The 23,316-nt window shown below is 76.0% G+C and carries 22 protein-coding genes; 9 read left to right on the plus strand and 13 right to left on the minus strand.

All coding sequences use genetic code 11. The features are described 5' to 3' along the window. The first annotated feature begins 59 nt into the window (after window positions 1–59). Together ACZ6Q9_RS08820 and ACZ6Q9_RS08825 are read left to right on the plus strand one after the other, a co-directional pair. The gene (locus ACZ6Q9_RS08820) at window positions 60–272 is read left to right on the plus strand and encodes a hypothetical protein (RefSeq protein WP_393265245.1); all 213 of its coding nucleotides are present in this window, start codon (window positions 60–62) and stop codon (window positions 270–272) included. A gap of 135 nt (window positions 273–407) precedes the next feature. Then, on the plus strand, window positions 408–830 hold the full coding sequence (locus ACZ6Q9_RS08825; RefSeq protein ID WP_393452078.1) for an SRPBCC family protein: 423 nt from the start codon (window positions 408–410) through the stop codon (window positions 828–830). Here ACZ6Q9_RS08825 and ACZ6Q9_RS08830 read toward each other — a convergent pair. Next, entirely contained in the window at window positions 805–1,296 is a 492-nt protein-coding gene (locus tag ACZ6Q9_RS08830) for a GNAT family N-acetyltransferase (protein ID WP_393265241.1), read from the minus strand. The genes ACZ6Q9_RS08825 and ACZ6Q9_RS08830 overlap by 26 nt on opposite strands. A 77-nt stretch (window positions 1,297–1,373) precedes the next feature. On the opposite strand from ACZ6Q9_RS08830, the gene ACZ6Q9_RS08835 reads away from it, so the two are divergent. Beyond that, window positions 1,374–1,877: a DUF1990 family protein gene (locus ACZ6Q9_RS08835; protein ID WP_393452084.1), complete on the plus strand. Its 504-nt coding sequence runs from the start codon at window positions 1,374–1,376 to the stop codon at window positions 1,875–1,877. Window positions 1,878–1,928: 51 nt separating this feature from the next. Here ACZ6Q9_RS08835 and ACZ6Q9_RS08840 read toward each other — a convergent pair whose 3' ends face one another. The 7 genes from ACZ6Q9_RS08840 to ACZ6Q9_RS08870 form a co-directional block, all read right to left on the minus strand. Further along, window positions 1,929–2,849: a DNA-3-methyladenine glycosylase family protein gene (locus ACZ6Q9_RS08840; protein WP_393265237.1), complete on the minus strand. Its 921-nt coding sequence runs from the start codon at window positions 2,847–2,849 to the stop codon at window positions 1,929–1,931. 108 nt (window positions 2,850–2,957) lie between these two features. Further along, window positions 2,958–3,815, minus strand: a complete 858-nt coding sequence (locus ACZ6Q9_RS08845; protein WP_393452087.1) for a spermidine synthase — start codon at window positions 3,813–3,815, stop codon at window positions 2,958–2,960. After that, window positions 3,815–4,774, minus strand: a complete 960-nt coding sequence (locus tag ACZ6Q9_RS08850) for a hypothetical protein (protein ID WP_393265231.1) — start codon at window positions 4,772–4,774, stop codon at window positions 3,815–3,817. Before ACZ6Q9_RS08850 ends, ACZ6Q9_RS08845 begins: the two co-directional genes overlap by 1 nt. A gap of 49 nt (window positions 4,775–4,823) precedes the next feature. Further along, window positions 4,824–7,298, minus strand: a complete 2,475-nt coding sequence (locus tag ACZ6Q9_RS08855) for an AAA family ATPase (RefSeq protein ID WP_396828090.1) — start codon at window positions 7,296–7,298, stop codon at window positions 4,824–4,826. Then, on the minus strand, window positions 7,298–8,446 hold the full coding sequence (locus tag ACZ6Q9_RS08860; RefSeq protein WP_393265228.1) for an exonuclease SbcCD subunit D: 1,149 nt from the start codon (window positions 8,444–8,446) through the stop codon (window positions 7,298–7,300). Before ACZ6Q9_RS08860 ends, ACZ6Q9_RS08855 begins: the two co-directional genes overlap by 1 nt. 11 nt (window positions 8,447–8,457) lie before the next feature. Then, window positions 8,458–10,212 carry an ATP-binding protein gene (locus tag ACZ6Q9_RS08865; protein ID WP_393265226.1) on the minus strand — a complete coding sequence of 585 codons (1,755 nt, stop codon included), beginning with the start codon at window positions 10,210–10,212 and terminating at the stop codon, window positions 8,458–8,460. A 143-nt stretch (window positions 10,213–10,355) separates the two neighbouring features. After that, on the minus strand, window positions 10,356–11,102 hold the full coding sequence (locus tag ACZ6Q9_RS08870; RefSeq protein ID WP_396828088.1) for a pyrimidine reductase family protein: 747 nt from the start codon (window positions 11,100–11,102) through the stop codon (window positions 10,356–10,358). Window positions 11,103–11,252: 150 nt separating this feature from the next. Between ACZ6Q9_RS08870 and ACZ6Q9_RS08875 the strand changes: the two genes are divergently transcribed. The 3 genes from ACZ6Q9_RS08875 (at window position 11,253) to ACZ6Q9_RS08885 (ending at window position 14,547) form a co-directional block, all read left to right on the plus strand. Then, window positions 11,253–11,798 carry a plasmid pRiA4b ORF-3 family protein gene (locus ACZ6Q9_RS08875; protein ID WP_393265221.1) on the plus strand — a complete coding sequence of 182 codons (546 nt, stop codon included), beginning with the start codon at window positions 11,253–11,255 and terminating at the stop codon, window positions 11,796–11,798. Between the two features lie 183 nt (window positions 11,799–11,981). Then, window positions 11,982–13,415, plus strand: coding sequence for a GH1 family beta-glucosidase (locus tag ACZ6Q9_RS08880; RefSeq protein ID WP_396828085.1), 1,434 nt, complete (start codon window positions 11,982–11,984; stop codon window positions 13,413–13,415). Window positions 13,416–13,500: 85 nt separating this feature from the next. Further along, window positions 13,501–14,547 (plus strand): LacI family DNA-binding transcriptional regulator, encoded by a 1,047-nt coding sequence (locus tag ACZ6Q9_RS08885; protein WP_393452099.1) that lies wholly within the window; start codon window positions 13,501–13,503, stop codon window positions 14,545–14,547. Between the two features lie 142 nt (window positions 14,548–14,689). Here the strand turns inward: ACZ6Q9_RS08885 and ACZ6Q9_RS08890 are convergent, their stop codons facing one another. Together ACZ6Q9_RS08890 and ACZ6Q9_RS08895 are read right to left on the minus strand one after the other, a co-directional pair. Beyond that, window positions 14,690–15,913, minus strand: coding sequence for an acyl-CoA dehydrogenase family protein (locus ACZ6Q9_RS08890; RefSeq protein ID WP_396828083.1), 1,224 nt, complete (start codon window positions 15,911–15,913; stop codon window positions 14,690–14,692). Continuing rightward, on the minus strand, window positions 15,913–16,995 hold the full coding sequence (locus tag ACZ6Q9_RS08895) for a phosphotransferase family protein (RefSeq protein WP_393265211.1): 1,083 nt from the start codon (window positions 16,993–16,995) through the stop codon (window positions 15,913–15,915). The genes ACZ6Q9_RS08890 and ACZ6Q9_RS08895 overlap by 1 nt, the downstream gene beginning before the upstream one ends. 150 nt (window positions 16,996–17,145) lie before the next feature. Between ACZ6Q9_RS08895 and ACZ6Q9_RS08900 the strand changes: the two genes are divergently transcribed. Beyond that, window positions 17,146–17,850 carry an ACT domain-containing protein gene (locus ACZ6Q9_RS08900; protein ID WP_393452104.1) on the plus strand — a complete coding sequence of 235 codons (705 nt, stop codon included), beginning with the start codon at window positions 17,146–17,148 and terminating at the stop codon, window positions 17,848–17,850. A 118-nt stretch (window positions 17,851–17,968) separates the two neighbouring features. Next, on the plus strand, window positions 17,969–19,045 hold the full coding sequence (locus tag ACZ6Q9_RS08905) for a GNAT family N-acetyltransferase (protein WP_393452106.1): 1,077 nt from the start codon (window positions 17,969–17,971) through the stop codon (window positions 19,043–19,045). A gap of 21 nt (window positions 19,046–19,066) precedes the next feature. Here ACZ6Q9_RS08905 and ACZ6Q9_RS08910 read toward each other — a convergent pair whose 3' ends face one another. Then, the gene (locus tag ACZ6Q9_RS08910) at window positions 19,067–20,632 is read right to left on the minus strand and encodes an aldehyde dehydrogenase family protein (RefSeq protein ID WP_396828080.1); all 1,566 of its coding nucleotides are present in this window, start codon (window positions 20,630–20,632) and stop codon (window positions 19,067–19,069) included. 178 nt (window positions 20,633–20,810) lie between these two features. On the opposite strand from ACZ6Q9_RS08910, the gene ACZ6Q9_RS08915 reads away from it, so the two are divergent. Beyond that, entirely contained in the window at window positions 20,811–21,155 is a 345-nt protein-coding gene (locus ACZ6Q9_RS08915; protein WP_396828078.1) for a hypothetical protein, read from the plus strand. 2 nt (window positions 21,156–21,157) lie between these two features. Here ACZ6Q9_RS08915 and ACZ6Q9_RS08920 read toward each other — a convergent pair whose 3' ends face one another. After that, window positions 21,158–21,922, minus strand: coding sequence for an LPXTG cell wall anchor domain-containing protein (locus ACZ6Q9_RS08920; RefSeq protein ID WP_396828076.1), 765 nt, complete (start codon window positions 21,920–21,922; stop codon window positions 21,158–21,160). Between the two features lie 375 nt (window positions 21,923–22,297). Further along, on the minus strand, window positions 22,298–23,257 hold the full coding sequence (locus tag ACZ6Q9_RS08925) for a hypothetical protein (protein ID WP_396828074.1): 960 nt from the start codon (window positions 23,255–23,257) through the stop codon (window positions 22,298–22,300). Window positions 23,258–23,316: the final 59 nt, after the last annotated feature.

Consider the following 23,316-nt stretch of genomic DNA (forward strand, 5'->3'; position numbering starts at 1 on the left):
CGCCCCTCGTCCCCGCCAGGGCGAATCGGAAAACCGCAGGTCAGAGCTACTTTCGCGGGGTGTCGGAGTGGGTCTGCGGGTGCTGCGGTCGGTGGCGGGTGAGCGTCGAGCTGATCCGGGGCCGCCACCGGTACCGGCTCGTGCGCCGCTACCCGGCCCGGTTCGGCGGGGGCAAGGACGTGCTCGGCGAGGTCGGCTCGGTGGCGGAGCTGGAGGAGCTGCTGCGCCGCCGTACCCCCCTGGGGCTGGCCGACCTGCACGAGGCCGCCTGACCCGACGGCGCCCGGGGCCCGGCGGAGGCGGGCGGACCGGCGGCGACCGACCGGCGGATGCCGCGGTCACGATCCGTCGGGCAGCGTCGTCACCGGTGGGCGCGGCGCGCGGGGCGCCGCCCGGGAAGGGGCGCGATGCGGTTCGAGACCGGTACGGAGGTGGCCGCCGAGCCCGGACGGGTCTGGGCGGTGCTGGTCGACGTCGAGCGGTGGCCGGAGTGGACGCCCTCGGTGCGCCGGGCCCGGCGGGGGGAGCCGGGGCCGCTCGCGGTGGGCGCCACCGCCAGGCTGGAGCAGCCGAAGCTGCGGCCGGCCGTCTGGCGGGTCACCGAGCTGACCGAGGGGCACTCCTTCGCCTGGGTGTCGCGCAGCCCCGGCGTGCGCACCCTGGCCGAACACCGGGTGCTGCCGCTGGCCGACGGGCGCAGCCGGGTTGAGCTGGTGCTCGCGCAGTCCGGGCCGCTGGCCGGTCCGGTCGGCTGGCTCTACGGCGACCTGACGCGCCGCTACCTGCGGATGGAGGCCGACGGGCTCAGGCGTCGTTGCGAGCGGGACTGACCACGGCCTTCTCCAGCAGGGCCAGCCGGTGGCCGTTCGGGTCCGGCCGGTGCCCGACCACGCGGTAGCCGTGCCGGTGGTACAGCCGCAGGTTCTGCTCGCTGTCGGCCCCGGTGAAGAGCGCGAGGCGGCGCACGCGGGCGGCACAGGCCGCCTCGACCGCCCGTAGCAGCCGCCCGCCGACGCCCCGGCCCTGCTGGTCGGGGGCGACGGCGAGGCGGCCGACGTGCGCAGTGTCGCCGTCGACGTGCGCCCGCACCGAGCCGACCAGCCGGTGGCCGAGCCGGGCGGTGAGCACCGTCGCCGGCCCCGCCAGCGCGGCCCGCACCTCCTCCAGGGTCTCGGTCAGCGGCGGCAGGAACGGGTCGGCGTAGCGCTGGGCCTCCACGAGGTACGCGGCGCGCTGCACCGTGAGGATCTCGCCGGCGTCCGGCACGGCGGCGGGGGCGATGCGCGGCTCGATCACGCCGACAGCCAACCACACGGCCCCGCCGCGCCGCCCGTACGCTGGCGGTGATCCGTCGAGCCCCGGGGGTGCGCGCCGTGCCGGCACTGACCTATCCGCACGTCGGCGCCACCCGCGTCGGGGACCTGCCGCCCGGCTGGCGGCACGTGCGGCACCGGGTGCGGCTGCCCGACTCCTGCTTCGCCGCCGCCGGCGCGGCGGTGCTCGGCTGGCGCCTGCACCGGGCGGCCGGCATCCGGATGGACGCGGCGGCCGACCGCGCCGCGCCCGGGGTGCGGGTGGTCTCCCGGCTGGGCGTCGGCCCGCTGCGGCTGGCCGCGCCCTGCGAGGTGGTCTGGGCCGTCGACGACGACCGGCGGGCCGGCTTCGGGTACGGCACGCTGCCCGGGCACCCGGCCAGCGGCGAGGAGGCGTTCGTGGTCAGCCGCGACGCCGCCGGCCGCGTCTGGTTCGAGGTGGTCGCGTTCAGCCGCCCCGACCGCTGGGTCATGCGCGCCGCCGGGCCGGCCGGCCGGGCCTTCCAGCACGCGTACGCCTGGTGGCTCGGCCGCACCCTGCGCCGCCTCTGCGCCCGGTCCTGACCGCGCGTCCGTCCACGGCACCGTGCCACGGCCGGCGGGCGGGGCGGCCCGTCAGTACCGGGCGAAGGAGCGGATCGGCATCCGGGGGCCGTACTTCGGGGCCTGGACGCCCCCGGCCTCCAGCAGCACGCAGACCCGGCCCCGGTGCCCCCGGAACGGCTCCAGCAGCGCCAGCATCCGGGCGTCGTCGCCGCGCGGCTCGCCCGCGAGCGCCCAGGCCACCGTGTTCGGCACGTGGAAGTCGCCGACGCTGACCGCGTCCGGGTCCCCGTACGCGATCCGCACCACCTCGGCGGCGGTCCACGGCCCGATGCCGGCGATGGCGGTGAGCCGGCGGGTGGCTTCGGCGGAGTCCGCGCAGCGCTCCAACCGGTCGGCGACGGCGGCGGCGCGGCGCAGCGTGTCGGCCCGGCGCTGCTCCACCCCGAACGGGTGGAACACCCAGTACGGGGTGGCGGCCACCGCCGCCGGCTCCGGCGGCAGCAGCAGCGGCTGCATCGGCCCGGGCGCCGCCTCCGCGAAGTGCCGCACCGTCGCGGCGTACGCGCGGTACGCCTCCTTGCCGGTCACCTTCTGCTCGAAGACCGCCCGGAGCAGCCGGGGGAAGACCTGACCGGTGGCCGGCATCCGCAGCCCCCGGTGCTGGGCCGCCAGCCGCGCCACCACGGGGTGGCCGGCGGCGAGTTCCGCGAACCCGCTGAGGTCGTCGCGCAGCCCCGCGACCGCGTCCGCCCGCTCCACCACCCAGTCGGCGCCCGGGCCGTAGCCCTCGGCGAGCAGGTCGCCGCCGGCCGGCCGCAGGGCGAGGGTGGCCGGCCCGTCGGGGGTGCGGGTGGCCCACCAGAAGGTGCCCGCCGCGACACGCGCGCAGGGGTCGTACGCGCTGAAGGTCAGCGCCCGGACCGACGCGGCCAGCCGGTAGCCGGCCGGCGGGCGCAGCTCCCGGCGGGCGGAGGGTTCGGTCCCGGTCACCCGCCCATGCTGTCACGTCCCGGTCCCTCGACCGGCGGCACCGCCGGCGTGCCGGTCGTCCCCGCTCGGCACGGCCGCCGGTGGGTACGCATGGCCCCGCGAACGGGATCAACGACGCACGGAGAAGATTCCGGGCGGCGGCGGGGTCGAGTCGGTGGCGTCGGCGTCGCGGACCACCGGGGCCCCGCCGGCGAACCGGTCCAGCTCCGCGCCGGCCAGCACCCGGCCGGGGAACCAGTCCCCGGCGGCGCGTCGGGTCAGCTCCGGCACCGGCGGCTCGACCCGGCTCGCCACGAGCACCAGGTTGCCGTAGCGGCGCCCGCGCAGCACCGCCGCGTCCCCGACCAGGCAGGCCCGGGGCAGCACCGACCGGACCGTGGCGACCTGCGCCCGCGCGTGGCGCAGCGGCGGGCCGTCGGCGACGTTGGCCAGGTAGCAGCCGTCGGGGCGCAGCACCCGGGCCACCTCGGCGGCGTACTCCACGGAGGTGAGGTGGGCCGGGGTGCGCGCGCCGGCGAAGACGTCGGCGACCACCACGTCGTAGCCGGCGTCCCGGCTGGCGGCGAGCACCGCGCGGGCGTCGGCCACCCGCACCTTGAGCCGGAACTCCGCCGGCCACGGCAGGGCGCGGCGGACCAGCTCCACCAGCGCACCGTCCACCTCGACCACCCGCTGGCCGGAGCCGGGCCGGGTGGCGGCCACGTAGCGGGGCAGCGTCAGCGCCCCGCCGCCGAGGTGCAGCACCCGCAGCGGCGCACCGGCCGGGGCCACCAGGTCGATCGCGGCGGCCAGCCGCCGGACGTACTCGAACTCCAGGTGCGTGGGGTCGGCCAGGTCCACGTGCGACTGCGGCGCGCCGTCCAGCAGCAGGGTCCACGACCCCGGCCGGTCCGGATCCGGCACCAGCTCGGCCAGCCCGGTGTCCACCCCTGCGGCCACCGTCTCGGCGCCCCGCCTGCGCCCCATCAGCGGCGGGCCCGGGCGGCGGCGGTGAGCACCCGGTGCAGCAGCCGCGCGTCGCCGAGCAGCGCCCGCAGCCGGCGCTCCAGGCCCGCGATCGGGATGAGGTTCTGCGGTGCCCGGGGGTCCTTGTACGGGGTGGAGGCGAACCGGGGCAGCGTCACCAGCGACAGGTCGGCCAGCTCCACCGCCTCGTCGATGTCCAACTCGGCGGAGCACTCCATCCGGACGATGCCCGCCCACGGCGCCCCGAGGGCCACCGGCAGCCGCAGATACCACGACCAGCCGCCCCACGCCGTGCCGAGCCGGAACACCGGGGACCGCTCGCCGGCCGCCAGCCCGGTGACCACCGCCGTCAGCCGGGCGTCCAGGTATTGGCTGTGCTGTGTCTTGATGTAGCCCAGCGTGCGCGGCAGCTGCCGCCGGTTGCGCAGCGGGCCGTCCACCACCAGCAGGTCGCCGTCGGTGCGGGCCGCCCCGGAGACCTCCACCTCCAGCGCGGTCAGCGGCCCCTGCACGGCGGCGGGGAGCTTGTTCAGCTCGCCCGTGCCGCTGACCCGGTGCACCGGGTAGCGGACGCTGCCGGCGACCACGTCCACCGCCGACGGGCTGGCGGTGAACAGGCCCCGGCCGACCCTCGCGCCGGCGAGCCGAGCCGCGCCGCGCTCCAGGTCGCACCGGACCACCCCGGCGGCGTACGAGGCGGCCAGGCCGGGAAAGGAGGCGCCGTCGTCCTCCGCCGTCCACACGCTCGCGTCGATCCGGCGCACCCCGTCGACCAGCAGCACCACGTCGGGGGCGCGCACCCCGGGGCGGGGCCCGATGGCCCGCCAGTCCACCGCGGGCAGTTCGGCGTCCGCGTCGACCTGGGCGCTGCTCGGCGCGGCGGGACCGCCGCCGGACGCCTCGAACGAGGCCCCGTACGCCGGGTCCCAGGCGTCGACGAAGAACCGGGGATCGGTCACCGGGGCGAGCCTCCCGTCGTGGCCCGGGGGACGCGGCGGCGGCCCCCGCTCACCGGCCGGTCCGCTCGACGCGGGCCGACCGGGCGTCCTTGCTGACCTCGTAGCGGACCGGGATGCGCTCGGCCAGCGCCGGCACGTGGGTGACCACCCCGACCATCCGGTCGCCCCGGGCGGCCAGGCTCTCCAGGGTGGCGGCCACCGTGTCCAGGGTGGCCGCGTCGAGCGTGCCGAAGCCCTCGTCGAGCACGATCGACTCCAGGCTCGCCGCGGTGGTGGACATGCCGGCGAGCTGCTCGGACAACGCGAGCGCCAGCGCCAGCGACGCCTGGAAGGTCTCGCCGCCGGACAGGGTGCGCACGCCCCGGCGCAGCCCGGCGTCGTGGTGGTCGACGACGAAGAACTCGCCCTTGTCGTGCACCAGGTCGTACTGCCCGCCGGACAGCTCCCGCAGGATGCCCGACGCGCCGTCGACCAGCAGGTCCAACGCCTCGGCCAGCAGCCACCGCTCGAAGTTGTTGGCCCGCAGGTGCCCCGCGAGGGCCCGGGCCACCTGCGCCTCGTGCTCGTACCCGGCCCGCTGCTCGCGCAGCCCGCCGGCCTGCTCGCGGCGGCGCTCCAGCTCGCGCAGGTCGCCCTCGGCCCGCTCCAGGGCGCGGTCGGCGGCGCGTACCGGATCGTCGGTGGCCGGCAGCCCGGCGGCGGCGAAGATGCCCGCGATGCGCTCGCCGACGCCGGCCGCCACGGCCTCGGCCTCCGCCACCGCGGCGGCCCGCCCCGCCCGCTCGGCGCGGCGGCGCTCCGCCTCCGCGCCCGCCCACCCGGTGAGAGCCGCCCACGCCGCGCCGAGGTCGTCGCGGTCGGCCGCCGGCGGCCCGAACCGGGCCAGCCCGTCGCGGGCGGCGTCGAACGCCCGCCAGGTCGCGCGCAGCCGCTCCTCGGCGGCGTCCACGGCCGCCCGGGCCCGCCGGGCCGTCTCCCGGCCGGCCCGCACCGCCGCCGCCGACTCCTCCAGCGCCCGGCGCAGCCGCGCGTGCTCGTCCAGCTCGCGGCGCAGCACCGCCGGCTCCGCCGCCCCGGCCAACTGCCCGTCCAGCTCGGCCAGCCGGGCGTCCAGCTGGTCCTGCCGGGCCCGCGCCCGCACCAGCACCCGCTCCAGCTCGCGGGCGGCGGCGTCGCGCTCCGCCACCACCGCCTGTGCGGCCTTCGTGGCGGCCCGCGCCGCCCGGCCCGCCGCCGTTGCGGCGGCGACCGCCGAGTCCGCCGGCACCGCCGGCACCCGCGCCACCGTCTGCTCGCAGACCGGGCAGGTCGCCCCGTCGCGCAGGTGCGCCCGCAGCGCCACCGCCTGGTCGGTCGCCTTGGCCTCCTCGTGGGCCCGGAAGGCGGCCTCCAACTCGGCCTCGGCCCGCTCGGCCGCCGCCCGCGCCTGCGTCAGCGCGGTCGCCGCCGCCGCGTGCTCGCCCCGCGCCGTGCCCACCGCCGTCCGGACCGTCTCCGCCTCGCCGGCCAGCTTCTCCCGGTCGGTGTACGCCCGCAGCAGCAGCCGCAGCGCGCTCTCGTCGCCGGCCGCGGCCAGCTCGCCGCGGAGCTTCTCCTCCCGCTCCTCGGCCAGGGACACCGCTGTCGCCGCCTCGTCCGCGCCCGCCCGCGCCGACGCCACCGCCCGGGCCACCTCGGCCACCCCGTCCGGCGCGCGCACGGCGGACAGCACCGCCAGGTCGGCGTCGAGCGCGGCCAGCGCCGCGTCCGCCTCGCGCGCCGCCTCCCGGGCCGCCGCCAGCTCCGGCACGGCCGCCGCCACCGCCCCGACCAGCTCCCGCATCCGGTCGACCTGCCCGGTCGCCGCCGCCAGCGCGGCGTCGTCGACGTCGGCGAGCCCGGCCAGCGCCTGGTTGACCGCCTCCAGCTTCGCCTCGGCCTGCGCGGCCCGCGCGGTCGCCTTCTTCTGCACCTCCTCGTAGACCCCGAGACCGAGCAGGTTCACCAGGATCTGCTGCCGGGTGGCCGGCTTGGCGTGCAGGAAGTCCGCGAACTGCCCCTGCGGCAGCACCACGCAGCTGGTGAACTGCTCGTACGGCAGCCCGACCGCCTCCAGCACCGCCTGCTCCATCTCGCCGGGGGTGCCGGCGACCACCTCGCCGAGGTCGTCGGGGCTCAGCCCGGTGTCGAGCTTGGTCACGTCGAAGCCGGCCGGCATGAGCTGCAACCCGGCGTTGGCCGTCTTGACGTTGCCCCGCCCGTCCCGGCGCACCACCCGGGTCGCCACGTAGCGGGACCCGCCGGACTCGAAGACCAGCCGCACCCGCGCCTCGGTGGCCGACGGCGCGAGGGCGTTGGCCAGCCCCCGGGTGCCGCCCCAGCGGGGCACCGTGCCGTAGAGGGCGAAGCAGATCGCGTCCAGCACCGTCGACTTGCCCGAGCCGGTCGGCCCCACCAGGGCGAAGAAGTCGGCGTCGGTGAAGTCGATCGTCGTCTCGTCCCGGAAGACGGTGAAGCCCGCCATGTCCAGCCGCATCGGCCGCATCAGTGGTCGACCTCCTCGAAGAGCTCGTCGAAGAGCTCCCGCACCCCGTCGTCGGTGTGCCCCCGGCTGTCCAGGTAGTCGGCGAAGAGCTGCCGGGGCGAGCGGCCGGCCCGCTGCGCCACCCGGGCGCCGCCGCCCGGGGCGGGCACCAGCTCGGGGTCGATGCGGATCTCCAGGGCGCGGGGCAGCAGCTCCTGCACCTCCTCGCGCAGCCCGGCACGGGGCTGCTCCCGCACGTACACCCGCAGCCAGGCGTCCGGCACGTCCATCTCGGCGAGCTGGGCCAGGGTGCCCCGGACCGTGCGCAGCGTGGCCGCCGCGACGACCGGCACCTCGCGGACCTGCGCCGCCGTGGTCGCGGTGACCTCGACGAGCGTCACCGACGGCACGTTCTCCTGCTCGCCGAAGTCGACGGCGAGCGGGCTGCCGCTGTAGCGGATCGGGCAGGGGCCCTGGACCCGCTGCGAGCGGTGCAGGTGGCCGAGCGCCACGTAGTGCGCGGTGCCCGGGAAGACGGTCGCCGGCACCGCGTAGCCGAGCACGGTGTGGGCGTCCCGCTCGCCGCCGCCGGTCGCCGCGCCGACCACGGTCAGGTGGGCGGTGACCAGGTGCACCCGGTCCGGCTCGGTGAAGCTCTCGGTCAGCCGGCCCAGCACCCGGCCCAGGTGGTCGGCGTACGTCTGGGTGGCCTCGGCGGCGGTCAGCTCGTACATCTCCACGGCCCGGATGGCGTAGCGCTGGGAGAGGAACGGCAGCGCGGCCAGCCGCCAGCGCTCGCCGCCGGCCGTGGTGCCGTCGACGACGTGCTCGTCCGGGTTCTCCCGGACGCCGCCGCGCAGCGTGATCCCGGCCGCCTCGGCCCAGGGGCGCAGCGCGTCGAGGGCCTGGCCGTTGTCGTGGTTGCCGCCGATCGCCACCACGTCGGCGCCGGTGCGGCGCAGCGCGGTCAGGGCCCGGGTGACCAGGCGGGTGGCCTCGGGCGTCGGCGCGGCGGTGTCGTAGAGGTCACCGGCGACGATGACCAGGTCGGGCCGCTCGGCCCGGGCGACGTCGATCACCCCGGCGAGGACCTGCTTGTGCTCCTCGGCCCGCGACTGGCCCTTGAGGACCTTGCCGACGTGCCAGTCGGAGGTGTGCAGGATCTTCACGGGTCTCTCCCCTAGAACGGGATGTCGTCGTCGCTGGCGCCGCCGCCGGAGCCCACCACCGCGAACGGGTCGGCGGACTGGGTGATCGACCGGAGCGTCTCCGACGGCGCCCGGCCGGCCTCGGAGACCCGGGTGGCCCAGGCCGGGAACGGGAACTCCAGGCAGAGCGGCACCGGGATGTCGGGCTGGTTGACGAACATCGTGCCGGGCTTGGCCAGCAGCGCGCGCTGCCGCTGGGCGGGGGGCAGGAAGCCGTATTCCGGGCGGGACGCCTCGGCCGGGTCGAGCCGGCCGACCACCCGGATCGCCGAGTTGGTGACGATCCGCCGCTCCACCTCGCTCGCCGTCTGCTGGGCGCCGACCAGGATCACCCCGAGCGAGCGGCCCCGCTCGGCGATGTCGAGCAGCACCTCCTTGATGGGGGAGGAGCCCTCGCGGGGGGCGTACTTGTTGAGCTCGTCGAGCACCACGAAGAGCAGCGGCTTGGCGGTGCCGGCCTTCTCCTTGCGCTCGAACTCGCTCTTGAGCGTCACGCCGACCACGAACCGCTGCGCGCGGTCCGGCAGGTTGTGCAGGTCGACCACGGTGACCTGGGCGCTCTCGGCGGTGTTGATCGAGTGCGGGCGGCGGGTGGCCAGGTCGCCCCGGATCAGCCGGGACAGGTCCTTCTTGCTGCCGATCAGCCGGCGGGCGAACGCGTTGACCGTGCCCAGCCCGACCGCGCTGCCGGCCCAGTCGGAGCGGGTCTCGTCGTCGTTGAGCTGCTCGACGACGTGGTCGACCAGGTCGGCGTACGAGCCGAGCCGCACCCCGTCGATGCTCACCCCGCCGTCGGCGGGCTGGGCGTGCCGGGCCAGGTGGGCGGCGACCGAGTGGACGACCATCGTGTACTGCTGGCGCTCGTCGTCGGCGTCGGCGAAGACGTAGGGCAGCAGGCGGTCGGCGCAGAACTCGGCGAGCGTCCAGTAGAAGCTGTCCACCCCGGTGAGCCGGCTGCTCACGTCGGGCGTGCCGGAGGAGTCGCCGACCCGGGGCGGGGCGTAGACCCGCACGTCGGGGAACGCGCCGGCGGTCAGGCCGAGCTTCGCGTAGGCGGCGCGGGTGGCGTCGTCGAGCCGGGTGTTGGGATGGTCGAGGAAGAGCAGGTCCTCGCCCTTGACGTTGAAGATGAGCGCCTTGGCGTTGACGGCGTCGCCGCCGAGCACCCCGGAGCGGAAGACCGAGTAGAGCAGGAAGGTGGCGAAGCTCGTCTTCGTGGCGACGCCGGAGATGCCGGAGATCGACACGTGCGCGCCCCGGCTGCCGTCGAGGAAGTCGGCGTTGAGGTAGACCGGCACCCCGTCGCGGCCCATCCCCATCGGGATCCGCCGCTCCATCCGGTCGAAGTGCAGGGCCCGGGCCCGCGCGTCGCCCTCGGCGCGGTGCACCACGGCGCCGGGCGACGGCGGCACGTAGAGCTCCGGGTCGACGCGGGTGGTGGTGATCTCGGCGGCCTCCTGCACCTGCGCCGGCAGCGTGCCGTCGGCGATGGCGAAGACGTCGGAGTCGAACTGGGCGCCCTCGTGCCGGGCGCGCACCTGGGTGACCACCCCGGCGATCGTCACCGGCTCGCGGTCGGGCAGCTCCCGGCGGGTCACCACGACGTCGTCGAGCTGGAGGTAGCTGGCGGGGGAGACCGCCGTCCAGAACTGGAGGGGGGTGGCGTCGGCCGTGCCCAGCACCCGGCCGACCTCCTCGCCCGGGCCGTCGAACCCGTCGTCAGTCATCGGGCAACTCCGGTCGGCTGGTCGTCGCGGTCGGGGCACACGTGGTGCATCCTGCCGCAGGAGTACGACAGGTTGCCACGCGACGCGGCGGACGCCACGCACCCGGCCGACCGCCCCGCCGCAGGGTGCCCGCCCGGCCACGCTCAGTCGCGGGCGTAGCGGAGCATGAGGACGCCGTCGGCGGCGGCCAGCACGTGCCGCAGCGGCAGGTGGCGCACCTCGCTGGCGTCCCCGGCGGTGATCCGCCCCGGGCCCGCCCCGGCGAGCAGCGGGGCGACGGTGAGGCAGACCTCGTCCACCAGGTCGGCGGCGGTGAGCGCGCCGAACAGCCGCGGCCCGCCCTCGCAGAGCACCTGGTCGAAGCCGCGGCGGCGCAGCTCGGCCAGGCCCGCGGCGAGGTCCACCCGGTCGTCGCCGCAGCGCACCACGTCGGCGACGTCGGTCAGGCCGGGCGGCGCCGCCGCGTCGGACCGGGTGAGCACGACGGGCCGCGCCGGCGCGTCGGCGAACGCGGCCTGCGCCGGGTCGAGGTCGAGCGAGCCGGAGACGACGACCAGGGTCGGGTACTCGGGCAGGCCGTGTTCCCGGCGCCACGCCCGGCGCCGCTCGTCGAGCCGGACCGCCCGGTAGCCCTCGTGCCGCAGCGTGCCGGCGGCCACGACGAGGGCGTCGCAGAGCATTCGCAGCAGGCCGAAGACGCGCTTGTCCGGCTCGCCGGAGAGCCCGGCGGAGTACCCGTCGACGGCGACCGCGCCGTCGACGCTCGCCACGAAGTTCACCCGCAGGTGGGGGCGGTCGGCGCGGCCGTAGAGCCCGGCCAGCGCCGCGTCGTCCAGCGGCTGCGCCGACGGCTGCGGCCAGAGCGCCGAAATCGGGATTCCGACGCTCATTCGCCGGCCGGACCGGTGACCGGAGGGGTGGGTCGGGGGGTACGGTGCTGGCAGTCGCACCAGTTCCGCCCCGGACAGTCGTCGTGCCGCCTCGCCCGGCACGCTCGGCAGATCATGCTCGCAGCCTATGCCGAGGAAGGATGGGACAGCATGCCGCGTCAGATCTTCCAGCTGAAGATTTCCCTGGCCGGGGTCCGGCCGTCCGTCTGGCGCCGGGTGCTCGTCCCGGGCGGCTACACGCTGGACCGGGTGCACCGGGTGGTGCAGCACGGCATGGGCTGGCGGGACTGCCACCTGCACTCGTTCGAGATCGAGGGCCGGCAGTACGGCGAGCCCGACGCCGACGGCGAGCTGGCCCTGCGCGACGAGCTGGACGTCCGGCTCGACGCGGTGGTCGGCAAGGGCAGCCGGTTCCACTACACCTACGACTTCGGCGACTGGTGGGAGCACGACCTGGTGGTGGAGGACGCCTTCACCGCCGATCCCGACGAGCGCTACCCGTCCTGTCTGGACGGGGAGCGGGCGTGCCCGCCGGAGGACGTGGGCGGGCCGGTCGGCTACCAGGCCCTGCTGGCGGCGGTGGCCGACCCGGGCCACCCGGAGCACCGGTCGATGCGGGACTGGGTGGGCGAGCGCTTCGACCCGGCCGCCTTCGACGCCGGCCGGGTCGCCACCCTGCTGCGCCGCTTCTGCTGAACGCCCACCGCCGGCCGGCTCCGAATCGTGTGGCGACGGCCGTGGTAACGATCTGGGAACGCTCCCATGTGTTCGTTGACACCTTTGACGGCCCCCGACATGCTCGTGGCAGCGCTGCAGGCCCCCTGGCTTCCCGTCGTCCTCCCGCGGGCCGCGCGGGATCATGGAAGGTGCCGTCACGTCGTGAGCAACCCCGCCACCCCACCCGCCGTCGGCGTCCTCGCCGACCGCCCGCCGCTGACCTTCCCGCCCGGCTTCCTCTGGGGCGCGGCGACCGCCGCGTACCAGATCGAGGGCGCGGCGGCCGAGGGCGGCCGGACCCCGTCGATCTGGGACACCTTCAGCCACACCCCCGGCCGGGTGGTCGCCGGGCACACCGGCGACGTGGCCTGCGACCACTACCACCGACTGGAGCCGGACGTCGCGCTGATGGCCGAGCTGGGGCTGAGGTCGTACCGGTTCTCGGTCTCCTGGCCCCGCGTCCAGCCGGGCGGCTCCGGCCCGGCCAACGCGGAGGGGCTGGACTTCTACCGGCGGCTCGTCGACGAGCTGCTGGCGCACGGGATCGAGCCCTGGCTCACCCTCTACCACTGGGACCTGCCGCAGCCGCTGGAGGACGCGGGCGGCTGGCCGGCCCGGGACACGGCCGCGCGGTTCGCCGACTACGCCACGCTGGTCGCCGACGCGCTCGGCGACCGGGTGCGCTACTGGACGACGCTGAACGAGCCGTGGTGCTCGGCGTTCCTCGGCTACGGCTCTGGGGCGCACGCGCCGGGCCGCACCGACGGGGCGGACGCCGTCCGGGCCGGGCACCACCTGATGCTCGGCCACGGCCTCGCCGTGCGGGCGCTGCGCGCGGCCCGGCCGGCCGCCGAGGTCGGGGTGACGGTCAACCTCTACCCGGTCACCCCGGCCAGCGACGCGCCCGCCGACGTCGACGCCGCGCGGCGCATCGACGGTCTGGCCAACCGGTTCTTCCTCGACCCGCTGCTGCGCGGGTCGTACCCGGTGGACCTGATGGCCGACCTCGCCCGGGTCACCGACTTCGGGCACGTACGCGAGGGCGACCTGGCGACCATCGCCACCCCGCTGGACCTGGTCGGCGTCAACTACTACAGCCGGCACGTCGTCGCCGCCCCGGTGGCGGGCGCCGAGCCGGAGCCGTACTGGCGGGCGCCGTCCTGCTGGCCGGGCAGCGAGGACGTCCGGTTCGTCACGCGGGGCGTCCCGGTCACCGACATGGACTGGGAGATCGACGCCCCGGGCCTGGTGGAGACGCTGCGCCGGGTCCACGAGGAGTACCCGGACCTCCCGCTCTACGTCACCGAGAACGGCTCCGCCTTCGTCGACGCGGTGGTCGACGGGCGGGTCGACGACGTCGACCGGGTGGCGTACTTCGACGCCCACCTGCGCGCCGCGCACGAGGCGATCGTGGCCGGCGTTCCCCTGCGCGGCTACTTCGCCTGGTCGCTGATGGATAATTTCGAGTGGGCCTGGGGCTACACCAAGCGGTTCGGGATGGTCTACGTCGACTACGACAGCCAGGCCCGGATCCCCAAGTCCAGCGCCAGGTGGTACGCCGAGGTGATCCGACGCAACGGTCTGGCCGCACAATAGGCGAGGGCCAGCCAGCAACGGGCGGCCCCGGCAACCACCCGCCCGGGGCCGGGGCCGGGCCGGCCCGCCGTCGGAGGAGCAGACGATGACAACGCAGCGCACCCGGTCGCTCGGGCGCCCGACCCTCGACGCCGTCGCCGCCCGAGCCGGCGTCGGCCGCGGGACGGTCTCCCGGGTGGTCAACGGCTCACCGCAGGTGAGCCCCGAGGCGCGCGCCGCGGTGCAGCAGGCCATCGCCGAGCTGGGGTACGTGCCGAACCGCGCCGCCCGCGCCCTGGTCACCCAGCGCACCGACTCCATCGCCCTGGTCGTCTCCGAGTCGGGCGACCGGGTCTTCACCGAGCCGTTCTTCGCCGGCATCGTCCGGGGCGTCAGCTCGGGGCTGCTGGAGACCCCGTTGCAGCTCTGGCTCGCCATGGTGCAGTCGCCGATCGAGCGGGAGCGGGTCGAGCACCACCTGACCAACCAGCACGTCGACGGGGTCCTGCTGCTGTCGCTGCACGACTCCGACCCGCTGCCCGCCCTGCTGGAGGAGCGCGGCCTGCCCACCGTGCTGGGCGGGCGGCCGGCCCGGATGCTCCAGCCCGGCACGCAGCCCGCGTACTACGTCGACGTGGACAACGTCGGCGGCGCCCGCCAGGCGGTGGAACACCTGGCCGGCCGGGGGCGGCGGCGCATCGCCACCATCGCCGGCCCGCAGGACATGGGCGCCGGCCTGGGCCGCCTGACCGGCTACAGGGAGGCGGTCCAGGCCGCCGGGGGCGGGGTCGACCCCGACCTGATCGCGTACGGGGACTTCAGCGAGGGCAGCGGGGCGGCCGGGATGCGCCGGCTGCTGGAGGTCTGCCCCGACCTCGACGCCGTCTTCGTCGCCTCCGACCTGATGGCGTTCGGCGCGCTGCGGGCGCTGCGCGAGGCGGGCCGGCGGGTGCCGGAGGACGTGGCGGTGGTCGGCTTCGACGACGCCCCGATCGCCCGGCAGTGCGACCCGCCGCTGACCACGGTCTTCCAGCCGGTGGAGGAGATGGGCCGGCAGATGGCCCGCCTGCTGGTCTCCCGCATCCGCGGCGAGAACCTCCCGTCCCCCCACCTCCTCCTAAACCCCACCCTCATCAACCGCGCCACCTCCTAACCCCACCCCCCCACCCCCACCCCCCCACCCCCCGCCCGTGCCGTTGATCATGAAGTTGTTGGCGCCGACATCGGCGTGTCGCGCAACAACTTCATGATCAACGAGGTGGCCAGGGGTGGGGGTGTGGGTGGGGTGGGTGGGGTTAGGGCTGGGGAGGGGGGTGGCGGCGGAGTTCGCGCTTGGCGAGGCTGGCTCGGTGCACCTCGTCCGGGCCGTCGGCCAGGCGCAGGGTGCGGGCCTGGGCCCAGAGGGCGGCCAGCGGGGTGTCCTGGCTGACGCCGGCACCGCCGTACGCCTGGATGGCCTTGTCGATCACCCACTCGGCCATCGCCGGCGTGGCGATCTTGATGGCCTGGATCTCGGTGTGCGCGCCCTTGTTTCCCACGGTGTCCATCAGCCAGGCGGTCTTGAGCACCAGCAGGCGGGCCTGCTCGATGCGCACCCGCGACTCGGCGATCCACTCGCGGACGACGCCCTGCTCGGCGAGGGGCCGGCCGAACGCGACCCGCTCGGTGACCCGCCGGCAGAGCAGCTCCAGGGCCCGCTCCGCCATGCCGACCAGCCGCATGCAGTGGTGGATCCGGCCGGGGCCGAGCCGGGCCTGGGCGATCGCGAAGCCGCCGCCCTCCGCCCCGACCAGGTTCTCCGCCGGCACCCGGACGTCGACGAAGTCGATCTCGGCGTGCCCGCCGTGCGGGGCGTCGCTGTAGCCGAACACCGTCATGCCCCGGCGCACCGTGACACCGGGCGTGTCCCGCGGCACCAGGACCATGCTCTGCTGCCGGTGCCGGTCGGCCCCCGGGTCGGTCTTGCCCATCACGACGAAGATCTCGCAGGCCGGGTCCATCGCCCCCGACGACCACCACTTGCGCCCGTTGACCACGTAGTGGTCGCCGTCCCGGGTGATCCGGGTGGCGATGTTGGTCGCGTCCGAGGAGGCGACCTCCGGCTCGGTCATGCAGAACGCCGAACGGATCTCGCCCTCCAGCAGCGGCCGCAGCCAGCGCTCCTGCTGCTCCGGCGAGCCGAACTCGGCGAGCAGCTCCATGTTGCCCGTGTCCGGCGCGGCGCAGTTGACCGCCTCGGGCGCGAGGTGCGGGCTGCGCCCGGTCAGCTCGGCCAGCGGGGCGTACTGGAGGTTGGTCAGCCCGGCGCCGTGGCGCGGGTCGGGGAGGAAGAGGTTCCACAGGCCGCGCCTGCGCGCCTCGGCCTTCAGCTCCGCCAGCACCGGCGGCCGTGCCCACGGGTCACCGGCGGCGGCGACCTGCGCGGCGTGCACCGGCTCGGCGGGATGGACGTGCTGCTCCAGGAAGTCGGTCAGCTCGGCCCGCAGCGTCTCCGTGCGGGCGTCGTACGCGAAGTCCATCACCGCTCCCCGGCGGCGGTCAGCCCGTGCTCGACCAGCGGTGCCACCATGTCGCCGATCCGGTCGAAGCCCTCGCCGAGCGTCTGCCCGAGCGTGTGCCGGTAGTGGATGCCCTCGCAGATCACCGCGAGCTTGAAGCAGCCGAGCGCGACGTGCCAGTGCAGCGGCCCGACGTCGACGTCGCCGCGCCCGGCGTACCGCTCGATCAGCTCCGAGCCGGTGGGGAAGCCGGCGCGCGGGCCGAGCCCGTCGGCGACCGGGTTGCCGGCGGCCGAGTCGCTGCCGCCGAGCACGTCCCAGTAGGTCAGCAGCAGCCCGAGGTCGGCCAGCGGGTCGCCGAGGGTGGCCATCTCCCAGTCGAGCACCGCCCGGACGGCCACCGGGTCGACGGTGGCGAGGAGGTTGTCCAGCCGGTAGTCGCCGTGCACGATCCGGCCCGCGTTGGCGCCCTCCGGCGCGGTGGCGGCGAGCCGGTCGCGCAGCTCCTCGATGCCGGGCAGTGGCCGGCTGCGGGAGCGGTCGAGCTGGCCGGACCAGCGGCGGACCTGCCGGGCGAGGTAGCCCTCCGGCCGGCCGAAGTCGCCCAGCCCCACCGACGCCGGCTCGACGGCGTGCAGGGCGGCGAGGGTGTCCATCATCGCCATCGCCAGCTCCCGCCGCTGGCCGGCGGTGAGCGGGTCCGTCTGGGCGCGGGTGCGGAACACCTCGCCGCGCACCCGCTCCATCAGGTAGAAGGGCGCGCCGATCACCTCGGGGTCCCCGCACAGCAGCAGCGCCCGCGGCACCGGCACGTCGGTCGGCGCCAGCGCGGAGATCACCCGGTGCTCCCGGGCCATGTCGTGCGCGGTGGCCAGCACGTGCCCGAGCGGCGGGCGGCGCAGCACGACCTCCTGCCCGCCGGCGTGCAGCAGGTAGGTCAGGTTGGACTTGCCGCCGGCGATCAGCCGGGCCCGCAGCGGACCGTCGGCCAGCTCGGGCCGGTGCCGCGCCAGGTAGCCGGCGAGTCGGTCGAGGTCCAACCCGCGGGGCGAGGCGGCGGAGCCGTTCCCCGGCCCGTGCGCCTCGACGGCCGGCTCGGTCATCCGACTAGTTGATGGCAGCTTCGCCAGGTTGTCAAGGTCGGATGTGACCCTCGGGACATGCCGCGGCAACAGGGGCGAAACGACCACGGGTCAGGCTGGTGCCCAGCCTGCCGGCCAGCGGTGCCGGCCCGCCGAGCGGAGGGTTCAGACATGTTGCTGCGAGTTCGGGTCACCCTGCCGGACCGTCCGGGCACGCTCGGTCAGGTGGCGCGCACCATGGGCGTGTCCGGTGCGGACATCGTCCAGGTGGTCGTCCTGGAGCGGCTCGGCGGGCGGGCGGTGGACGACTTCACCGTGGTCTGGCCGGGCGCGGCGCGGGTGGAGCGGTTGCTGGCCGGGCTGGCGGCCATCCCCGGGGTCCGGGTGGACGGGGTGTGGCGGGCGATCGGCGCGCCCACCACCACCGGGCAGGACGCCGAACTGCTGGCCCAGGTCGCGGCGAACCCCGCCGAGGGGGTGGCCACCCTGGTCGACGCCGTGCCCGGGCTGCTCGCCGCCGACTGGGCCGTGGCCGCGGCGGTGCCCGTGGACTGGGCCGCGCGGACCGGCACCACGGGGGAGGCGACCGTCGGCTACGCGAGCTGGCGCGCGCCCGTACCGACGCGGCTGCCCGAGGTGACCCCGCTGCGCGCCCGGGCGATGACCGCGCCCGACGGTGGACACTTCGCGGTCGCGCCGTTCGGCCGGGCCGGCCTGGTGCTGGTGGTGGCCCGCGAGCGCACCGGGACGCCGGCCCCGGCGGCGTTCCACGCCACCGAGGTGGACCGGCTGGCGCAGCTCGTCCGGGCCGGCGCGGTGATCCTCGGCGACCGGCTCGACCTGGTCGGCGCGCCGCCGGTGGTCGCGAAGCCCTGAGCCCGCCGCGCGGCGGGCGGTGTGGCGCACGTCGCGGCGGCCGGACCGGAGCCGTCACCGCCGGGCAACCGGCCCGCAACAGCCAGCGGCGAGGGTCGTACGGGGAAGGGAGGCAACCATGACGTTGTGGCGGATCCGGGCGACCGTGGACGACCGGCCGGGCTACCTGTCGGTGCTCACGGCCAGCCTGGCGTTACGCGGGGTGAACATCCTCGCCGTGCAGGTGCACACCACCGAGCGGGGCGCGGTCGACGACTTCCTGGTCGACGCGCCGGACGCGCTCGACGAGGCCGACCTCGTCGCCGCCGTGGAGCGGGGGCGGGGCCGGGACTGCTGGGTCGCGCGCAGCGAGGCGCGCGGGCTGGCCGACCAGCCCACCCGGGTGCTCGGCCTGGCCAACCGCCTCGTGCGGGACCCGGACGCGGCCGGGGAGGCCCTGCGCACCCTGCTCGGCGCGGACACCGTCACCTGGCGGCCCGCGCCGGCCGGCGCGGGTGCCGGGATCACCGGCACCACCATGCTGCTGGCCGACCCGGGCGGCGGCGCGTTCATCCTGCGCCGCGCCGCCCCCGACTTCACCCCGGCCGAGTACGCCCGGGCCCAGGCGCTGCTGGAGCTGTCGGCCACCGTTGCCCGCCGGGCCGCCGAGCAGGTCACCCTGGTCCTGCCCGACGGTGCCGAGGCGGCCGTACGGCCGGCGGGCGCGGACGACCTGCCGGGCGTGGTCGAGCTGCACGAGCGCTGCTCGGCGCGCAGCCGGCACCGCCGCTACCTGGGCGGGGCGGCGCTGCCCTCGCCCACCCGGTTGCGCCGGATGCTGGAGCCGGCCCGGGGCCTCACCCTGCTCGCCACGGCCGGCGGCGACGCCGGGTCGGGGGAGTCGGTGGTGGCGATGGCGAACCTGCTCGCCGAGGGCGACGAGGCGGAGGTGGCGCTGCTGGTCCGCGACGACTGGCAGCGGCGAGGACTCGGCTCGGCCCTGCTGCGCCGGCTGGTCCGGCACGCCGAGCACGCCGGGTACGCGGCCCTGGTGCTGCACGTCCAGGCGGAGAACGCCCCGATGCTGCGCGTCCTGCGGCGGCTGGGCCGGCCCACGCCGACCGAGCGCGACGGTGCCCTGCTCACCCTCACCGTCCCGCTCGCCGCCGGCACCCGCGGTGAAAGGAAGGGGCCCTTGTTAACGCCTCCGGTATAGGAAGGGCCCCTTCCTTGCACCTCAGGTGGTCGGGTAGCTGCTGTAGTCGGGGAAGTTGCCATAGAGGCGACCGTCGCCGCCCTGGGTGACCGCCTGCACCAGCAGGTCGCCGCCCACGAAGGCGCCCTTCCAGGAGGCGCCCCGGCCCCCGAACGGCTCCTCCCGGTCGCCCCGGGAACGCGGCTTGTTGATGCCCACCTTGAACGCCTGGAGGTCGACCGCCAGCTTCCCGGCCAGCTCCTCGTCGTCGCAGGCCAGCGAGGCGACCAGCGCGCCGTTGGAGGCGTTCATCGCGGCCAGCAGCTCGTCGGTGGTGTCCACCACCACGATGGTGTCGACCGGGCCGAACGGCTCGGCGTGCATCAGCCGGGACCGGCCGGGCGGGGCCAGCAGCACCGACGGCGCCACGTACGCGGACGTGTCCTGCCCGTCCAGGAACGGCGCGCCGGCCAGCTTGCCCCGGTGCAGCGGCACCGCGCCGCCGCGTACCGCCTCGTCGACCTTGCGGCGCAGCTCGTCGGCCTTGGCGGCGCTGATCAGCGGGCCGAAGTCCAGCTCGGGCAGCGGGTCCCCGGCGGTCCAGTCGTCGCCGACGGCGAGCGGGTGTCCGAACCGGACCGAGCGCACCACCGGCAGGTACATGTCGAGGAACTCGTCGACGAGGTCCCGCTGGACCACGAAGCGCGGGTACGCGGTGCAGCGCTGCTTGCCGTACTCGAAGCCCTTCTTGAGGTGCCCGGCGAGCAGGTCCCACTGCGAGAAGTCCCAGATGCCCCAGGCGTTGAGGCCCTCCTGCTCGATGAAGTGCCGCTTGTCGGAGTCGAGCAGCGCGGCGGCCACCTTGCCGCCGTTGGAACGACCGCCGACGAACGCCACCGCGCCGACCTCCGGGGCCCGGACGAGCACCTCGGAGAGTTCCTCGCCGCCGCCGGAGACCAGCGTGGCGGGCAGCCCGGCCCGGCGCATCAGGGCGTGCGCGACGGTGAGGCAGACCGCGCCGCCCTGCGACGGGGTCTTGGCGATCACCGCGTTGCCGGCGAGCAGCTGCACCAGCTCGGCGTGCACGAGCACGCTCATCGGGTAGTTCCACGACGCGATGTTGCTGACCGGCCCGGGCAGCGGCTCCCGGCCGTCGGCGAGCATCCGGTCGATCTCGCCGACGTACCAGCGGACGCCGTCCAGCGCCCGATCCACGTCGGCGCAGGCCAGCCGCCACGGCTTGCCGATCTCCCAGACCAGCAGCAGGGCGAGCAGGTCGCGGTGGGCGGTGAGGGCGTCCAGCGCGTCGGTGACCCGGGCCTTGCGTTCGGCGAGCGGGGTGTCGGCCCAGGCGCGGTGCGCGGCGGCGGCGTGCGCGACCGCGGCGCGGGCGGTCTCCGCGTCGAGGCGGGGCAGGTTGATCAGGATCGTGTTGTCGACCGGGGTGCGGACCGGGCTGGGCGTGCCCACCGCGTGCCAGTCGCCGCGCACGAGGTTGTGCAGCGTGGTGACGCCGTCGACCGGGGTGCCGAACGCCTCCGGCGCGGCGGCCACCGCGCGGGCGAGAGTGTCGGACCAGGCGGTGCCGTCGGCAAGTCGTAGAGCCATCGCGATCTCCTCAGGGTGTGGCCGGGGGAGCGGCGGCGTCGATGGCACCGCTGGTGTCGGGTACTGTCGCGCGCCGGAAAGCGGCGCGGCAACCGTACGTTCGTATGCCGGAACGCCCGGCCCGCGCCCGGCCGGCCGTGGCGCGACCTCCCGGCCGTCGACCACGTCCCTGAGCAGGGTGTACGCGGGCAAGGTATCCATAGGCTTAGATGATGTGATGAGCGTCCGGCGGCGCCCACCGGGCCTGCCGTCAGTGCTCGTCGGAGCCGACCGGCGCCAGACCGGGCGCGAGCGGTTCCGGCGGCTCGACGCGCCGGCCGTCGAGCCGGAAGTGGCGCTGGCCGTCGGGCCGGAAGTGGCGCTGGCCGTCGGGCCGGAAGTGGCGCTGGCCGTCGGGCCGGAAGTGGCGCTGGCCGTCGGGCCGGAAGTGGCGCTGGCCGACGGGCGCAACGGCGGCTGGCCGGACCGAAACGGCGACCGGCCGCCGGACGAGGTGTCCGGCGGCCGGTCGGGCGCTGGGTGAGATCAGCTGGTGAAGGTGACGTTGTCGCGCCGACGGCGCAGCATCAGCAGCGCGCCGCCGCCGATCAGGACGAGGCCGCCCAGCGCGATGCTGGTCGTCGCCACGCCGGTCAGCGGCAGACCGCCTTCCTCGTCGTCACCGCCGCCGCTGCCGCCCGTGCTCTCCGACGGCGTGACCGACGTCGACGGCGAGACCGACTCCGACGGCGAGACGGACCCGCTCGGGGAGGTGGACTCCGACGGGGACACCGACGTCGAGGGCGACGTCGAGGTCGAGGGCGACGGGGAGGTCGACGCCGACGGGCTGGGGGTCGGCGACTGCGTCGGGGCGGTGCCGGCGCAGGTGTGGCTCAGGTTGAACTTGCTGGCCTTGCCGCTGATCGTGGCGGTGCCGTCGACCAGCTTCCATCCGGCCGGCGTGAACACGTAGGCGTGCATGACCCGGCCGCCCGCGGAGTAGAGGTAGTCGGGGTAGGCGTCGGAGGCGTCCGGCACCTTCACGGTCACCGGGCCGGTGCCGTTGTCGAAGGTCAGGGTGATGCTCTCGAAGCTCCCGGCCTTCTCGCCGCCGGGAAGCACGAAGTGCCACCCGTCCTGACCGGCCGCGAGGTCGTCGAAGCGCTCGTCGTCGCACTTCTGCGTGGGGAAGCCGGCGGCGGTCTTGTCCTTGTGGTCGGGGTTGATCTGGGTGGTGCTCGACGCCCAGGCCGGGGTGGCGAGCGCGAGAAGGGCCGTGGCGGCGGCTGTGGAAACGGCAGCGCGCGCCACGCGCCGACGGTGTGCCATGAGGACTCCTCCGGAGTTGATCGAGGGGACAGCACATGATCGCACAATGCGTGACGGTCGTGGACATCGGTCGATCGGCCTGAGCAGCGGCGACGCGGCGAGATCGAGCGGCTCGGTGTCGGAATTCCTCACCGTCGGCAGGCGTGTCGACGTAACGCGATCGGCCCCGCGGACGCTCCGTTCGGGCGCCCGCGTCGGGACCGGTTCATCCTGGCCGGTCGTCACGGCACCCACACCGCCCCGGGCCCCAGCCCGCCGGCCTCTCTCACACGCCACCCCTTCACCGTCCCCTGACGCTCGCCGGTCGCGCGGATCTTGGACAGTTGCCGTTCGCCGAGTGCGGGAAGTGTCCAAGATTTACGTCGCGGGTCGCCAGCCGGCGGCGATGAGGGCACGGCGGACGGAGTCGGCGACCTCGTCGGGGCGGGCGCGGACCAGCCACGCCGGGAAACGGAGGATGCGGTCCCCGGAGGTCCAGACGTCGTTCTGGCGCTTCATGTCGGCCGCCCAGTGCCGGACGTCCATGTGGTGCGCCCCGTCGATCTCCACGTGCAGCCTCCACTCCCGCCAGTACGCGTCGAGCCACCGGATGCGCCCGGAGGCGTCGGCGCGCCGCTGCTGGAGACCGGGCGCGGGCAGGCCGTGGCGGCGGCAGAGCCGGACGAAGTCGAGCTCCGAGAGCGCCTCCGCACCGCCGGAGATGTCGGCCACGGTCTGCCGGATCAACGCCCGCCGACGGGCTCGGGGCAGCGCCTCCACCACGGCCGACAACTCGTCCGGTGTGACCCGTCGCTGCTGACAGCCCGCCGCCAGCGTCGCCTGCGCCTGATCGACCGTACGGGACCAGCCGGCGGCGTCCACCAGTGCCCGGGCGGTGCAGGTCCGCGGCGGACGGGCGCGCTGGAGATGCGCCGCCGGCAGCACCGACGTGCGGTGCACGACGACCGCCGGCATGTCGATCGGCAGCCGGCCCAACACCGTGCGGCCCGCCCGCCGGTGCGCCGGCACGAGCACGTGCAGCGGCTCGGGCCGCAGCCTGCGTACGCCCGCCTCGGCGGCAGCCGTCGCCCCGGCCAGCACGGCCCCGGGACCCGTGGCGAGCACGGCCACCCACAACTGCTGGTCCCGGGTCAGCCGGCCGTTGCCGGTGAGCAGGACGCCCCGGCAGATGGAGCGCCAGCGCCCGGAGCGGACGTGTCCGCGTACGGTGCCCTCGGTCAGCAGCCGGGTCGCCTGGGCGGTGGTGACGACGCCGGCCTGGTCGAACGCCAGCCAGTCGAGCGCGTCGGCCTCGTCGGCGGGAAGGCTGGGCCACATCTGTCCCACCATCGCCGCCCGCCCGGCCCCGCGCCGCCGGATGCCCGACCGCCCGGCCT

The sequence above is a fragment of the Micromonospora sp. NPDC049139 genome (assembly GCF_055586845.1).

Excerpts from the sequence above, each read along its gene's own strand:
- ACZ6Q9_RS08825 (WP_393452078.1), top strand. The coding sequence starts at position 408 with ATGCGGTTCGAGACCGGTACGGAGGTGGCCGCCGAGCCCGGACGGGTC.
- ACZ6Q9_RS08845 (WP_393452087.1), bottom strand. The coding sequence starts at position 3,815 with ATGGGGCGCAGGCGGGGCGCCGAGACGGTGGCCGCAGGGGTGGACACC.
- ACZ6Q9_RS08855 (WP_396828090.1), bottom strand. The coding sequence starts at position 7,298 with ATGCGGCCGATGCGGCTGGACATGGCGGGCTTCACCGTCTTCCGGGAC.
- ACZ6Q9_RS08865 (WP_393265226.1), bottom strand. The coding sequence starts at position 10,212 with ATGACTGACGACGGGTTCGACGGCCCGGGCGAGGAGGTCGGCCGGGTG.
- ACZ6Q9_RS08870 (WP_396828088.1), bottom strand. The coding sequence starts at position 11,102 with ATGAGCGTCGGAATCCCGATTTCGGCGCTCTGGCCGCAGCCGTCGGCG.
- ACZ6Q9_RS08875 (WP_393265221.1), top strand. The coding sequence starts at position 11,253 with ATGCCGCGTCAGATCTTCCAGCTGAAGATTTCCCTGGCCGGGGTCCGG.
- ACZ6Q9_RS08885 (WP_393452099.1), top strand. The coding sequence starts at position 13,501 with ATGACAACGCAGCGCACCCGGTCGCTCGGGCGCCCGACCCTCGACGCC.
- ACZ6Q9_RS08890 (WP_396828083.1), bottom strand. The coding sequence starts at position 15,913 with ATGGACTTCGCGTACGACGCCCGCACGGAGACGCTGCGGGCCGAGCTG.
- ACZ6Q9_RS08895 (WP_393265211.1), bottom strand. The coding sequence starts at position 16,995 with ATGACCGAGCCGGCCGTCGAGGCGCACGGGCCGGGGAACGGCTCCGCC.
- ACZ6Q9_RS08900 (WP_393452104.1), top strand. The coding sequence starts at position 17,146 with ATGTTGCTGCGAGTTCGGGTCACCCTGCCGGACCGTCCGGGCACGCTC.
- ACZ6Q9_RS08905 (WP_393452106.1), top strand. The coding sequence starts at position 17,969 with ATGACGTTGTGGCGGATCCGGGCGACCGTGGACGACCGGCCGGGCTAC.
- ACZ6Q9_RS08910 (WP_396828080.1), bottom strand. The coding sequence starts at position 20,632 with ATGGCTCTACGACTTGCCGACGGCACCGCCTGGTCCGACACTCTCGCC.
- ACZ6Q9_RS08925 (WP_396828074.1), bottom strand. The coding sequence starts at position 23,257 with ATGTGGCCCAGCCTTCCCGCCGACGAGGCCGACGCGCTCGACTGGCTG.